The organism is Pseudoalteromonas luteoviolacea, assembly GCF_018100925.1.
Taxonomy (GTDB): Bacteria; Pseudomonadota; Gammaproteobacteria; order Enterobacterales; family Alteromonadaceae; genus Pseudoalteromonas; species Pseudoalteromonas obscura.
This window is the reverse complement of the sequence record NZ_JAGJEH010000007.1, coordinates 405,270-420,207: the sequence shown is the minus strand read 5'-3', so window position 1 is coordinate 420,207 and position 14,938 is coordinate 405,270. Positions and strand designations below refer to the sequence as shown.

General features: G+C 40.5%; 9 protein-coding genes and 1 riboswitch. Of the genes, 7 read left to right on the top strand and 2 right to left on the bottom strand.

Going from position 1 to position 14,938, the window contains the following annotated elements; genetic code table 11:
• Nucleotides 1–226: 226 nt before the first annotated feature.
• The 7 genes from J8M00_RS17360 to J8M00_RS17330 all read left to right on the top strand — a co-directional run bounded on the left by J8M00_RS17360 (nucleotide 227) and on the right by J8M00_RS17330 (nucleotide 8,826).
• Entirely contained in the window at nucleotides 227–2,407 is a 2,181-nt protein-coding gene (locus tag J8M00_RS17360; protein WP_211011790.1) for a malate synthase G, read from the top strand.
• A gap of 192 nt (nucleotides 2,408–2,599) precedes the next feature.
• A complete protein-coding gene (locus J8M00_RS17355) occupies nucleotides 2,600–3,451 on the top strand; it encodes a MipA/OmpV family protein (protein ID WP_211011789.1) in 852 nt (283 codons plus the stop codon).
• 8 nt (nucleotides 3,452–3,459) lie between these two features.
• Nucleotides 3,460–3,828, top strand: coding sequence for a DUF3019 domain-containing protein (locus tag J8M00_RS28330; protein ID WP_211011788.1), 369 nt, complete (start codon nucleotides 3,460–3,462; stop codon nucleotides 3,826–3,828).
• A 10-nt stretch (nucleotides 3,829–3,838) separates the two neighbouring features.
• On the top strand, nucleotides 3,839–4,531 hold the full coding sequence (locus J8M00_RS17345; RefSeq protein WP_211011787.1) for a response regulator transcription factor: 693 nt from the start codon (nucleotides 3,839–3,841) through the stop codon (nucleotides 4,529–4,531).
• A 28-nt stretch (nucleotides 4,532–4,559) separates the two neighbouring features.
• Nucleotides 4,560–5,816 carry an ATP-binding protein gene (locus tag J8M00_RS17340; protein WP_211011786.1) on the top strand — a complete coding sequence of 419 codons (1,257 nt, stop codon included), beginning with the start codon at nucleotides 4,560–4,562 and terminating at the stop codon, nucleotides 5,814–5,816.
• A 288-nt stretch (nucleotides 5,817–6,104) separates the two neighbouring features.
• Nucleotides 6,105–6,203, top strand: a riboswitch (cyclic di-GMP riboswitch).
• Nucleotides 6,204–6,291: 88 nt separating this feature from the next.
• Complete coding sequence (locus tag J8M00_RS17335) at nucleotides 6,292–8,523, top strand: DUF4955 domain-containing protein (RefSeq protein WP_211011785.1); 2,232 nt, start codon at nucleotides 6,292–6,294, stop codon at nucleotides 8,521–8,523.
• A 132-nt stretch (nucleotides 8,524–8,655) separates the two neighbouring features.
• On the top strand, nucleotides 8,656–8,826 hold the full coding sequence (locus tag J8M00_RS17330) for a hypothetical protein (protein ID WP_211011784.1): 171 nt from the start codon (nucleotides 8,656–8,658) through the stop codon (nucleotides 8,824–8,826).
• Between the two features lie 182 nt (nucleotides 8,827–9,008).
• Here J8M00_RS17330 and J8M00_RS17325 read toward each other — a convergent pair whose 3' ends face one another.
• Together J8M00_RS17325 and J8M00_RS17320 are read right to left on the bottom strand one after the other, a co-directional pair.
• Nucleotides 9,009–10,772, bottom strand: a complete 1,764-nt coding sequence (locus J8M00_RS17325) for an ankyrin repeat domain-containing protein (RefSeq protein WP_211011783.1) — start codon at nucleotides 10,770–10,772, stop codon at nucleotides 9,009–9,011.
• A gap of 184 nt (nucleotides 10,773–10,956) precedes the next feature.
• The gene (locus tag J8M00_RS17320; RefSeq protein ID WP_211011782.1) at nucleotides 10,957–14,541 is read right to left on the bottom strand and encodes a S1 RNA-binding domain-containing protein; all 3,585 of its coding nucleotides are present in this window, start codon (nucleotides 14,539–14,541) and stop codon (nucleotides 10,957–10,959) included.
• Between the last annotated feature and the right edge of the window lie 397 nt (nucleotides 14,542–14,938).

Below are 14,938 nucleotides of genomic sequence, written 5' to 3'. Positions count from 1 at the left end.
ATCCTTCGAACGAGTTGTACACTAAATGAATCTGATTTTGCCTAAGCGTTATGTGTGAGAGTTGCTGTGGCTTAATTAAACACTAGAACGGCTTTTATAATTTTTTAAATTTATAGTTGTTATTGTGAGTATATTTATTGTGAATGGTAAAAGGGGTTTGTTTTTGTACAATTTGCTTTATTTTTGAATAACCCGTTCAAAATTAATTCGCACTAGGAACTCTGCTATGAATGCAACTGTGACAAACGCTGGGCTCACTATTGATGCTGACTTTTTTGATTTTGTGAATCAAGAATTGCTCGATGGTCTATCCCTTAGTTCTGAATCATTTTGGGGTGGTTTGGCCAATCTTGTCGATACACTCTCACCCGTAAATCGTGCCTTACTCGCAAAGCGAAATAGCTTACAAGCTAAGATTGATGATTATCATCGGCAAAATGCCAGTTGGGATGCTAAAAAATATCGGACATTTTTGGAATCTATTGGTTATCTGCTGCCACCACCACCAGATTTCAAAATTGTGACTAAACACTCTGAGCCAGAAATAGCTCAGGTCGCTGCACCACAATTGGTGGTACCGGTGAACAATGCACGTTTTGCACTCAATGCAGCTAATGCGCGTTGGGGCTCTCTTTATGATGCCCTGTATGGTACAGACGTCATAAGCGAAGACGAAGGTGCTGAAAAAGGTAAAGAATACAACCCTGTACGTGGGTTTAAGGTCATGGCGTATGCAAGGCAACTATTGGATAAAGTACTGCCACTGAATGCAGGTTCACATATTGAAAGCACCCACTATGGTATTGTTAATAATCGTTTAATTGTGACATTGAATGATAGTCGCCAGGTGACCCTTGCAGATCCGGATCAATTGATTGGATATTGTGGGCAAATGCAGAATCCTGCTGCGATCTTAGTAAAACATCATGGCCTTCATATTGAGATCTGTATTGATCATGATGATCCTATTGGAAAGGTTGATAAGGCGGGGATCAAAGACGTGATCTTGGAGTCTGCTTTAACGACGATCATGGATTGCGAAGACTCTGTAGCTGCTGTGGATGCTGAAGATAAAATCGTGGTTTATCGAAACTGGCTCGGTTTGAATAAAGGCAATTTAGTTGAAGAGTTTGTAAAAAATGGCCAGCCAGTTAAAAGATGTTTAGCGAATGACAGAAGTTATAATTCACTAGATGGCGAGGTTTTTAACTTAAGTGGCAGAGCAATGATGTTTGTTCGCAATGTGGGTCATTTGATGACAACCCCAGCGGTGCTTGACTCTGAAGGTCGAGAAATCTTTGAAGGAATACTTGATGCCATGGTGACGTCGGTAGCCGCCATGCATGACCTGAGCGGCAATAGCCCTTATCGTAATAGCAAATCTGCCAGTATAAATATTGTAAAACCCAAAATGCATGGCCCCGAGGAAGTTGCTTTTACAACTGAGTTATTTAGCGCTGTAGAGTGTGCATTGGGGCTGCCGGAAAATACAATTAAAATGGGGATCATGGATGAAGAGCGACGTACATCTGTCAACTTAAAAGCGTGTATTGCCGCTGCTAGATCTCGCGTTGTATTCATTAATACGGGATTTTTAGATCGCACCGGAGATGAGATCCATACATCTATGCTTGCCGGAGCTGTTAGGCCAAAAGAAGCGATCAAATCTCAGCCATGGATCTCGGCCTATGAACACCAGAATGTTGAGGTTGGTTTGGAGACTGGCTTCAAAGGTAAAGCGCAAATAGGGAAAGGTATGTGGCCAAAACCAGATAATATGGCGCAAATGATGGCCTTAAAAGCAGCACATTTAGAAGCGGGGGCAAATACAGCGTGGGTTCCCTCTCCCACAGCCGCAACGCTACATGCTATCCACTACCACGAGGTTGATGTTCAGGCTCAACAGGACAAAATCTCTCGTTTTCAACAAGCGAGTTTAGAAGATTTGTTGACACCGCCTTTGTCGCATGACGGCACCTCTCTTTCCACGTCAGATATTCAAGCTGAGTTGGACAATAATATTCAGGGAATTTTGGGCTATGTTGTACGTTGGATAAACCAAGGTGTAGGTTGCTCAAAAGTGCCTGATATTGCTCATGTGGGTTTAATGGAAGACAGAGCAACATTGAGGATATCAAGTCAGCATATTGCAAACTGGTTAGAACATAAGGTGTGTGGTGAAGAACAGGTATTGGCAACATTTGCTAAAATGGCCAGTGTGGTAGATAGCCAAAACAGCAGTGACCCTCACTATATTGCAATGTGTGAACTGGGCCACCCAAAAGCGGATAGTTTGGCTTATAAAGCTGCGTTGGCACTTGTTTTTGAAGGTAAGCAACAGCCTAATGGATATACAGAGCCCTTGCTACATTACTATCGGAGGCTCTATAAGCTACAGTCACATTAACAGCTAAAAGTGAGCGCTATGATTTAATCTTAGCGCTCACTTGTAAACCCCCTTTCCAGTAATGTCTGCTATTCCCTATTTTTGGTAATTTGTAATTAGGTACAATTTGATACACTTTGGTATAATCCGACACGATATTTTTTTCATTTTTTCAATATATTAATTAGCAAATAACAAAGATAAGAAATTGCTATGTACTCTAATTTTAAATGGCTATCTTCTTGCCTTGCTGTGGTGAGTTTGGGCTGGTTGCCTACTGCTTACGGGACAACAGCTCCTAGCTTTTGGGATGGGTTTACCAATAAACGAGAAGCTGGTGGCTTTTTGTCATTAGGTTTTGGTGCGTCATACGGCGGTGGGCTACTTTCCAATATCGCGACTCGTCCATTGATAAATATCAATGGTAACTATTACTTCGAAAATGGGCTGTTTATTGAAGTCCCAGGCAGTGATAGTAAGTTTGAGCCTGATTGGGCTATGGGCTACAACCTATACAATACCAATGAATGGGAATTTGATCTCATCTTCTCTTCTGCACATTCCCACATGACTTATTATGGATATTTTGAGGGCAATTATGACGATAGGGATTTGACCGGGTATATTGGTTTACGCGTTACTGGTGCACTTGGCCAATACCAAATACAATCCATTTTAGCGCCTAAAGCGGACAACAGCGAATACGATGGTGGTGCTTACGCTTCTCTTTGGGTTGCCAGATCTTGGCAAATTAAAAATTGGAACTATTACGCCTCAATCGGGTTTCAATATCGTAACAGTAATATGTTGAACTACTATTACGGCGTGCCTTATAAGTCTTCTCGGGTGGCACCATATGAGGCATCTGGTGGTGTGAATACATTACTTAAGTTCGGTTTTACTAAACCAATCAGTGAAAGCTGGGTGGTTGATGGTTCTATCGGTTTTACAGATTATGCAAGTAGTATAGATAAAAGCCCCTACTCTATTGATGCACTAAAATATGTATCTAACCGCAGTAAGCTAGGCCGCAATGTCAACATCACTCTGAGTTATGTGTTTTAGGGGGCGATGTGAACAAGTATCTTATTGGATTTTTATTTGCCCCGACGTTAACTCTTGCTGCGCCCAATAACCCCAACTTTATCGTTAAACCACAACAATGTGTTGCACTAGAGCAAGGCCAAGATTGCTTTATTGATGTTTCGGTCAATTGGCAAATAAGCGATGCAGACAATTTTTGTTTATTTGCCAATGAAAAACGGCTGCACTGCTGGCAGGGCACTAATCGAGGTCAGTGGAAAAGCGAACTGATTATGACTGATGATGTCGTGATCAGTTTGAAAAACAGCAGTGACAAAGTGATATTTAGCGACAAAGTTAAATATGCTTGGATCTATAAAAAGCGTAAAAGCAAAGCTGTTCGATGGCGAATGTTTTAAGGAATTTAGGATGAATGAGTGCAAGATTGCGTTGGTTGAGGATGATGTGGAATTGGCACAGTGGATAGCTGATTACCTCGAAGCAAAACAGTATCAGGTATCCGTATATCATGACGGGCTAGCAGGCCTCGAAGGTATAAAAAAAACACCGCCGGACTTGGTTATTTTGGATGGCATGTTACCTGGCATGGATGGATTAGATGTGTGCAAAGCGCTTCGGCAGTCAATGCAAATACCGATTTTGATGTTAACAGCCAGAGATGAGGAAGTTGACGAAATATTGGGTCTAGAGATGGGGGCCGATGACTACTTGACCAAGCCAGTAAGAGGCAGGTTGCTTGAGGCGAGAATGAGAACCCTATTGCGGCGCTCTGCTGTTTCGCAAACTGCGGTAAGTGAACGACTGGTGCTTGGTGCACTTGAAGTCGATTCTGACAATCGCCAAGTAACTCTCAATGGCAACAATATCCAAGTCTCAAGTAATGAGTTTGATGTGCTTTGGGTACTGGCTAGTCGCGCTGGAAGTGTTGTGACACGACAGGATCTGGTGCAGGAATTACGCGGCTTTGAATACGATGGATTTGACCGTACTATCGACTTGCGTATATCTCGTTTGCGCAAGAAGCTGGGCGACACACAAGCACCTTACAAAATAGCGACTGTGTGGGGTAAAGGGTATCAATTAGCTAAAGATACTTGGTAAGTCGATAAATTAAAGGAACAAAAACAATATGTGGCGGTTTGTTGTTGCGCTCGTGAGTGTTTTATTGATTGCAAGTATCTTGTTAGGACAAATATTCGATAAATTATATTCGTCAGAGGATACGAGCGAGCCTTTTGTGAGCGAGCAATTATCACTCACCTTGCCGCTTTTAAAGCTAATGGCATCAGGTGAGATACCTGATTTTGACTCTGATTTCATTGAAGATGAGCATAACCAACGTAACGCCATATTGTACACGCGTGCAATGGACGAGTATCCGCTACCGGCTCTATTACAGGAGCAATTGAAAAGACAAGAGCCCGTTTATTTAGAGACGCAAGAGCACGTGATGGTTCACCTATTGACCAGTACGCACGATATATTAATTTACCAGTATGATAAACAAGTTGAAAAAGAAGATTATCGCCTGCCTTTAACGCTGTCTTTTTATCTACTTTTGGTCATTGTTATCGTCATTTTTTTAGCACCCTTTGTGAGACGTTTGATGCGATTAAGTACGGCTGCTTCCAAACTCGGAGAGGGCCAACTTGATGTCAGGTTACAGGTTGGTACGCTTTGGTACATCCGTGATATTGAATTATCGTTTAATCAAATGGCTAGTAAAATTAGTCTCTTAATGGATGATATTAAGTTGCTGGCAGGCGGGTTATCTCATGAGTTGAGGACCCCGTTAGCGCGGGTACGGATGGGGCTGGATACGCTCGTTGAAGCGCAAGATGAGCAGTTGCGAGCCAAGTATGAATCTCGGGTAAATCAGCAACTAGATGATATGGAAGGGTTACTCATACATATGCTTGATTTTGCTAGGCTGCAGCACAGCTTAGATGAAATAAAACCACACCGAGTGGATGTGACTCAAATGCTATCGAGCTTAATCTCCAATACCTATCATGGATCTGTTGAACTTAACTTGCCATCGCAGAGTGTATGTATCAATGCCGATTTACGATATTTGAATATGGCTGTGTCAAACATCATTGATAATGCGATTAAATATGGGCATAGCAAGTGTACAGTCGCAGTATTGCATGAAAGTAACCATGTTGTGGTGAGTATAAGTGATGACGGTCTAGGGATTGAGGCAGAAAAAAGAGCGACTGTATTTAAGCCTTTTGTCAGGCTGGATAGACAACAGTGCGCAGGCTTTGGGATCGGGTTAGCTTTTAGCGCCAAAATCATCTCTCGCTATCATGGCACTATCGCGGTAGATACTTGTCCTGAATTGGGAGGTGCACGATTTACGCTCCGTTTTCCCATTGTATGAAGCCCATAAGCACAGGCGTAATTAATTGTAAGTAAGCAGTTTTAATATCCCAATAAGTTGTCTGAAAAAGGCCGCTGCTTTCACTCATTGCTTTTCTACGTAGGCAAGTGTCAGAAAATAAACATATATGATGTTGATGGCAGTCCCTTTAAGTGGGAATAATCTATCTGTGTTAAAAGTTTAATAAATTATAATTCCTGATTGAACAACAGATTAGGATTTTAGCTCTAATTTATGTTTGACCTATTTGGAACCTTCCTATAAATTCCACCTGAATTTTATACAAACTGTAGTTACTGGCAAACTAGGTGAAAGCCTAGGACGCAAAGCTTCCGGTCTAAAGGCACTGTTTCTATATGCAGAGCACATGATAGCGGGGTTGCTTCATAGTTAGGAATACTATGAATATTCATTAGGGATGTGACTGCCAGATCTACTCAATACCACTACACAATGTAGTTATTTGAGGTTAGAGATGAAACACTTTTCCAATAAGCCCTTATTGTTAGCACTATGTGCTGCAACAAGCTGGCTACCATTTCAAAGTTATGCAAGCGATTTCTGGCATAGCTATTTAGACTCGAGATCAACTCAGTCAGATCTAAGAGATCCACACAGCCAAGTGGCAGATGATCAGATCATTGCTAATTTCTCTTACGCTGGATATCAATTTTCGAATCAGTCAATTCCTCAAGTGAATGAACTGGGCTACCGTGTTTTTGACGTCACAGGTTTTGGTGCCGATGTCGCGCCTGGTCGTTCAGACAAACAAGCTGTGCGTGATGCAATTGCCGCCGCTGAACAGCATATTGATCAAGGAGGTAAAGGTGCCGTCATTTATTTCCCCAACGGGACTTATGACCTCAACACTCTGTCCGACGTTGATGGTATTGATAAGTCCGATACTGCAAATGGTCGAATAAGTCGCGATAGTGCAACCATTAAAGTATCTCGCGGAAATATGGTATTACGTGGTGAGAGCAAGCAAAGTATTTTAAAAATGGACCAGCATTTGGATTTGGTATACCCAAACAAAATGTGGACAAGTCCATACCTACTTGAAATTGGTTACAACTATTCAAATCGTGATCCTAAAGTAAAAGGTGTACGTGAAGCAGTGACCTCCCCAAGCGGCGAACGTTTTATTACCGATGTTATTTCTAGTCACCCGAGACAGTCTACGCGCTCAGTGCAGGTTCGTGATGCATCTTTACTTAAGGTTGGTCAGTGGGTTCAGTTGTCTCGTTTCGACCCTCGTCCTGAAACAATTGCAAAAGCGCTTTCCCCTTACAAGCTAGACGGCAACTGGGGCATGATCAAAAAAGGTCTTCGCTCACAGGAGTTTCATCAAATAACAGCCTTAGAAGGCAATATGGTTACGTTTGCGGCGGTGATCCACCATGATGTTTCAAGCGATGGCTACTGGGGGTTGAAAAAAGCGCCATTATTACAAAATATTGGTGTTGAAAACTTGACGATTCAAGGTAATTGGCAAGAAGCGTTCAAACACCATAAAAGCGGTGTACATGACGGCGGCTGGAGTGCTATTCGCTTCTCTAGAGTCGCCAATGCATGGTTAAGAGACGTTGAGTTCATCGACTTGAACCAAGGTGTATCTGTAGTAAATAGTGCGGCGATGACCATAAAAGACGTCGCATTTACCGGTAACCCGGGCCACATTAGTTTAGATATCAATGCCTCAACGCATGTACTTGCTCAAAATATTGATGACCAAGCTGAGCATTGGCATGCCGCTGGCTTTTCGCATAAAGCGGCTGGCAATGTAATTTCTGGCTCTACCCATTCGTCAAAACGTTTTCATAATTTGCATGCAAACATGCCCTACAGCAACCTGATAGAAAACAGCAAAGGCGGCTGGAATTATGGGTATATGGGCGGCTCAGTCGGCGCACAGCCTAACCACCTCAAGCATTTAGTATTTTGGAATGTGACCAATACAGCGCAAAATGAAGCGATTGATAAATGGGCATTTATGCGCCATGACAGCAAATATGGTCGAGTAATTATGCCCTATGTAGTCGGCCTAAAAGGTGCTGGATTCAATGGTTTTGAAAGCCAGCAAAGGTATGATGCAAGTCTTGCTGACCTGCCACAGGCCTATGTGCAACAGCAAACAGAGATTGAAAGCTTGTATGCAAGTCAGTTGCAGCAACGTCGCTGTGCGAAAAAAGTAACGGATGAAGGCCTAATTGGTGCATGGTCACTTCAAGGCAGTGTGTGTGACCTGTCTGGTCACGGCCAAGACGGCAAGGTTTTCGGTGAATATCGGGGCACGTTTAATGGTGTTGATCAGCGCGTTGAGCTTGGTGACATTGACCAATTCAGCAAAATTGAACTGGAGTTCAAATATCAAAACTTCAGCACGACCAAAACGGGTTTCATGTTATCTAAAGGCAATTACGGTACGCAAAACGCTTATTACATTCAGGTCAACAAAGAAGGCGTGATCAGTGCGCGTATTAATGGCAAAGGGGTCAATGCAGGCAATTTTGCTGATGGCAAATGGCACAAACTAGAAATGCAGTTAGATGGCAGCACGTTATCGTTGAGCATTGACGGTCAGTCAATGGGTAGCAAAAGCATTGTGCTACCAAATCAAAATGATGTGCCATTGAGCATAGGCTCTACGCCAAAGAACACATACCCGTTTAAAGGCCAAGTAAGAAACGTACGCGTATATCGTTAATTTTTAGGATGTTTATCTATCTACAAACAGGTTCTTTGTACACAGATAATCTGTGTTCAGATGATAGACATCTAATTTAGAGATTTATTGGTCAGCAAAGATAGCTGATAAGAAAGTAGTAAGGTATTTAACATGACAACAATCCCTCCCTATAAAAAATATGCACTTGTTGCATTGGCATTGGTTTTTGGTTGGTTCTCAAGCTTTATGATCAATGGGATCGAAGTGAACGAGACATCTATGTATTGCTTGAAGCTAAAAGATCAAGCGAATATGGATCTGTGCAGTAAAGAAGTACTGTAATTGAAGTTGCGTGATGGTGAGTCAAAAGGGCTCACCATTTGTGCCATATGAGTTTAGCTATAATCAAATGCTTTAAAAGTGAAATCGGACGTTCAAAGATGGCTGAAAGTTAGGAAATATTCAGCTTAATAAAAGAAGCTCTCTTCATGAAACCAAAAAAGAGCCAAATACAACCTCGTTACCTAAAGTAAATTGGCAAGATATTTAATTCGAGAACGGTACTTTTCTTTCATACAGTTTTGCAATTTAACGCCCGAACCTGAGCACTCTGTTCGCAACGATTTAAGCCAAGTTCGCTGTAATGTTTTGATTTCGGGGTAGAGCTTAGAAGCTCTCACCTTTTTGTATAACAAGCCGAGTTGTCGGTCATACAGTGATAGCCCTTTACTATTGCAAATTGCTTTCTCTTGTTTACTTCTCGCCAATTTACAGTCAAAACTGGCTTTGATAGGCGCTTTTGGTAAGCTTGTTAATTCCTCCCATGTTATGTCCAAGAGCTTATTTTTTTGGAAATAACTTTTTATCTCATTCCCTTTTGAGTCTTTGATATTAGTGTCGGCGCCTCTGCTTATAAGGGCCTGAATTAAAGGAATGCTGCCATTTTCTGCAGCGTATGTTAGGGCTGAGCGATTTAGAAGCTGAATTGAAGGATAGTGATCATTGGTATTAGTAACATCAGCTAAGCTTTCGCCTTGCGACAACAAGCGCATGACAGCATCATAGTCGTTAAAGTGTGCAGCCCACATTAAATTAGTTTTGTTGAACCAATTGCGTGGTATTGTGCCATCGTCTTCGTCCAAGGTGTAAGAATTGGGGGCTTCTTTGACTTTACCTACTTCGTTTTGAATATATGGATGAAGAAGGACTGTTTTTTCTAAAAAGTTGTAAATCGCTTGAGTTGCCATGCCTTTCGAGATTACTTCATCAACTTTAAATTTGTCGATGTAGTACTGTGATAGTACTAGTTTTGTGCCATCAATGTGATGACGGATAGCTTTGATCTCTCTGAAGCTCCAAGGGTCTATTTCTGCGAAACTTTCCAGTACAGCTTCGACTTTTCTGTTCTTTTCGCAGTTATTAATCTTATCGTTCGCCAAGCATTTGCCATTTTCAGCAACCTGTATCAGCCAAGGCTTATTGGTTGCTTCTTCAAATCCATCTTCAACATATTGATGTGGATTCCCCATCGTGCCATAGTACATCGGAATATGCGTGATTCCTTTTGTCATTAATGCTGAGTTGGCTGCTTTTACTAAAGCACTAAGCTGAGCTGAAGAGAATTCTGATTCTAAGCCAACTTGACAAACAACTTCAGGATTACCAGTTGTCACTTTAACTACTTGCTCATTGGTTACGGTATAGAAGTCTTTTTTAAATTTAAATACATTGGTCAGATTAGAACGGGACCTTGTTTCGAAGTTTGGAAAAATTAGCTTGGCCCCGGTTCCTTCAATCGGAATTTCTTCAGTATTGCTTGGTGTGCTTTTTAGGAGAGATGACAGTTTATTATCGTCAATCAACCAAACCCTATGGAATGGCCCGCGCCAACCGATGGTATTGGCTTGGAAAACTAGGGACTTACCTGATGAAGGCTTTATGCTACCTATTGCCGTAACATTTGTTGATACACCTCCCCACTTAAAGCTGTGATCAAAATCAGTTATAGGAAGCCACTCTAGCCACTTTACTTCTTCATGTGTGAATGGTTTTGAAAATTCAATGGGGATTACATCTGAGCCGTCAGAAGTATATGTGCTGCCGTCGCTATGTGAAGGAATTTCATCGGTATTGAATGTAGGCCTCGTGCCAGCAGATAGTTTGGAGGTGTATGCTTCTTCATAGACTTTACAAACTGACTCTTTATTGACAGACATGGAGAGAGTGATTGCTGCATTACTAGGTGCTACGAAGAGTAATAAGAATGCCGCTAATGTTTTTGGGCTCATTGATGTCCTTTGTTATTATTTTTTTCATGTTAAAGAGGGAGTAAGTCTTCAATAAAAAATACCATTCAATATCAAATGAAAACACATAATTTAGGAAATTTTCGACTTTTTCGTATATAGTCCGCGGTGAACGGTCTATCTAAACCTCGTAGTATGAGCTAGCTGTGCTTTTTTGGCTGTTATTTCATCCTTTGTACTGAGGTTTTACAAATCTCGTAGAAACACCAACTCGGTTCTGGTCGGCTTGCACGTTTATCACCTCCACCTCGATTTCTTGCCCTGCTTTATATATTTTATCTAACTCATTTTTAGTTCCTAAATGAGGAATTTCGCTAATGTGTAGCAACGCATCGACAAACCCAAGCTCAATAATTACTCCATAAGGCAGTAAAACCTTGACAGTGCCAGTAAGATGTTCTCCCACAGACAACGCTGAAATATGCTTTTTGTTGTTGCGCTCAATAATTGTTCGTCTAGACAGATCTATCTGGAAAGTATTCTCGCATAACCGAATAATTTCGAACTCCAAAGTCTCCCCTAACAGCCTTTTTGACTCAGTTCTTGAAAGAGGTTTAAGACTAGCTTCCTCTTCAGATAGAAAAGCATTTACACCAATGTCAACAATATACCCTTTTCGTTTTGGCCTATTAAGCCCGCCTTTTATTGTGTGGTACTTCAATATGCGCCCATTCACGGTTTTATTTTCTGGGTAACGGCTTGAAATATAATCCCACGTATCTAGCTGTGTGGGTTTATGTTTACGTAAAACTCGCTGAATCTTAATCCACTGTAATGATGAGGATTTACTTTGAGCCTCTTGCGAAACTTTATGAGCTAGTATCCAAAATCGAAATCCGGTCTTTACTTGCTTTTTATTAGAAAACCAGCTGTCCAGCCATTCGACAAATTCATCGTTCGGAGCGTCCGTATTGAAACTTTGCAACAAGAAGATTGCTATTTTATGCGATTCAGCTGAGTCTACACCTATAATATATTTGAACCCGAGTTCACGAAACCAGCTTTTTTTAAGCGCATCTGTATTTTTTGACAAGTAAATATATAAAGACGGCCAATCCCCAATAAACATCCGCCTTGGATCAGCTATCCATTCGAACCCTGTACTATGGAGGTAATCCAGCCTAGAACGATAGTCACCTATCTGTGAATGTAGAATAAAATTGATAACCGAAACCCAATAATATACCCAGTTGACATCTTCGAAGTTTTTTTTATCTTTCAGGTAATCCAGACCAGCTTCAATCATCTTTTGTTTATCGATATATCCTTCAAGAATGTGTTGCTTTTCAATTATAAAATGCCATATTTGAATTGATTCTGGGTGTTTAATGTGACGTATAAACCATAAATAGGCATGGTGATAATAATCACGGAGCTCTAATTTAGTTAGTAAATTTGGATATGCGTTCACTAAGGGAATAAACAACTTGATTCGCTGCGGTGAAGAAATTTCATCTTCATAATTTACCCAGCATCGCAAATGTTTTTTAACAAAAGACAATTCGCCTCCAGCATTAAGCCAAGCCTTATAGATATACATTGCCTCAGAGAGTAGGTAGTGGTTCTGATATTCAAGCCAATTGTGAACGTATTTCTTAACATCATGCAAGTTGTTCGTAGCCATCATCCAAGCATCTAAGACAAAACTTTGTGTTGAGGAGGAAACATGTGCATCACACCATTTTTGCAAGCTAGAAACGATCTCGCCAACAGGTAAGTTTACTGCGAGCCAAGCAACCATTAGATAGTGGCTTTGAAAGCGAGTGGGGTGTTTATTGATCCATTCTTGTGCCTTTTCTTTAAATATTTCTGGTTCAAGTCTAAGTGACCAATTCAAAATATAGTTGCTGTGGCTGATATTTGTAGTTGCCTTTTCCAGCATCGAAACGAAAGTTCTTCTTTGATTCAGCTCATTAAACTCGAGTTCATTTTTTACTATTTGCTCTGCTAGATACCCTAATCCATTTTGAACTTCAACCTCTTGCAAGACATCCTCCCAATGTTCTTCGTAATAGAGAAATAAAACTATTTTTTGATTTGCGGGAATTAGGGGGGTTATTGCTATTTGTCTTCTAACGCCATACCACTGGTCTGGATTTTTGACCATGCGGTTACCGATTATCTCGTGCCAATTAATTGTGCTGTTTAATTCACTGCTAATTCGTTGCAGTGACTGAAGTGCTGAGGTTATAGTATTGAGTGTTTCTGCTAGTCGAAGTGTTTGTTGAATATATAGCGTGTGATCTTTTTCTTCATCTAGCTGGATACTTAGGTATTTATCTACAAACAAATCATGTACTATTTGGTGTTCGTTATCTTCAGTTTGTATCGCCCAGCCATCATTTTGCAGTTGCTTATGTAATCGCAAATACCGACTGAGTGAATCTTGCTCTACCATACTATTGATGTTTGATTTATCTAATGGGTATTGCGCCATAAAGAATGGAAGCGTTTCGACCTCTTGGTTTGTAAACGTGCAAGAAATCCGTTTTATGAACCAGCTTGTAAAACTCATATCTTTACGCAATTCACTAATGTCCAAATAACGCTCATTGTTTTTTAGATACGCGAGGAATGTTGCTAATATAGGAGTTTCATTACAAATACGAATAAAATCAGGGTTGATTTCTATATTATTTATTCTAAGAATATGACGAACGATTTTTTTGTTGAAATCCTGTAATCGCTTTTCTTGCTTTCCAGAGCTTAAATTGATTTTTAGATGATAGTCTAGGTCACGAATAGAGCTGTAGTAGTTGCTACGACAATTTGCTGCATAACGAATATAACGTTGATAATGATCATTTGCCTCGTTTATATCTGAAATCATGTCACGAAATGACGTTTGCGATTCTATATAGTCAAATAAAATTAGAACTTTTTCTTTTTTATCAATCCTCTGGAGCAATTTAGGAATAGGGTTTGTGCGACTTATGTTGTTTGCTTGTAATACAACCCACCCATTATCTAATGCACAACGCCCTACTTCCAATACGTAGCGAGTTTTCCCTACTCCACCTACACCAGTGATGATACAGCCATAGAAAGAATTGCTATCTTCTAACTTGCTAAGAGTATGTTTTGGCTGATACTGCTCATCCTCTGCCTTAAGATAAGGAAGCGTATGTTCTTCAAGGTAGCTGCGAAAACTTTTGCTGTTACTTTGTTTGGTAGTCGTTGTAAACGGACGAAGCCCATTTGGTCGGCAACTTGGGAACCAACGAAATGCCAAGGCTGAGTTGGCTTCAATACGATGGCGCAAATTATTCCACGTAAGAAGTTTTACTTTAACCTTGTGAAGATGCCTTAAGGGCAATCTCCCGAAAAAACTACTTATTTCGTATTCGAGTCTTTTTAGATTGGAATCGTTGACTACTTCAGAGGATGAGCAGAAATAGAAGTCCGTTATAGGATTTTCCAGATCAAACCAAGGTTCATACTGGGACTGGCCTTTTTTAGCACTTTCATTCGCAGTTAAGTATTTGCTTAACTTATCCGATAATTCTTTCCAGTGCCTTGAAATTTCTTTAATACCTCCCTGTGTATCTTTACATTCGATGACTACGCGTTTTCCTTTAGGTAGAATAGTATGGTCAATACAACCATCTTTTCCACTTGTACTAAAAGAAAATGTAAATTCCGGACTTTCTTTTCCGAAGAGTTCACCTATAAATTGCTGAAAGCTATCACCGGGTTTGTTGCTACGCAATGCTGGTTCTATATTTTCATTTGTAAAAGTAGGAATCTGCATACCGAGTTTACATTACTTGATTAACGTTTTAGGCGTTTACATAAGTTGACTGTAAACAACTAACCGCTTATTAATGATATCTTATAAGGTAGGTGATAGCCTACGTAAAGAACAACTAATAAAGCTTCAAAAAACTATCGTAAGTCATACACTAATAGAAATAGAGATACATCACAACCACATGAACATTGTGTAAACCGGAATCAATACCTAAAGCCAAATGACAGAGCGCTTTTCAACTTAGAACAGTGATAGAAGTCACAGCCATTAGCCATAAACTTGAATTGTAAAAACAACTTTCAGTGACGGCTATGAGAGCTTTTCCGATGGAAAGTAAGTAGATGTATGCCTCTCATTACCTACGAGTTTAGTTTTAGCCTGCCATTTCATATTTTTG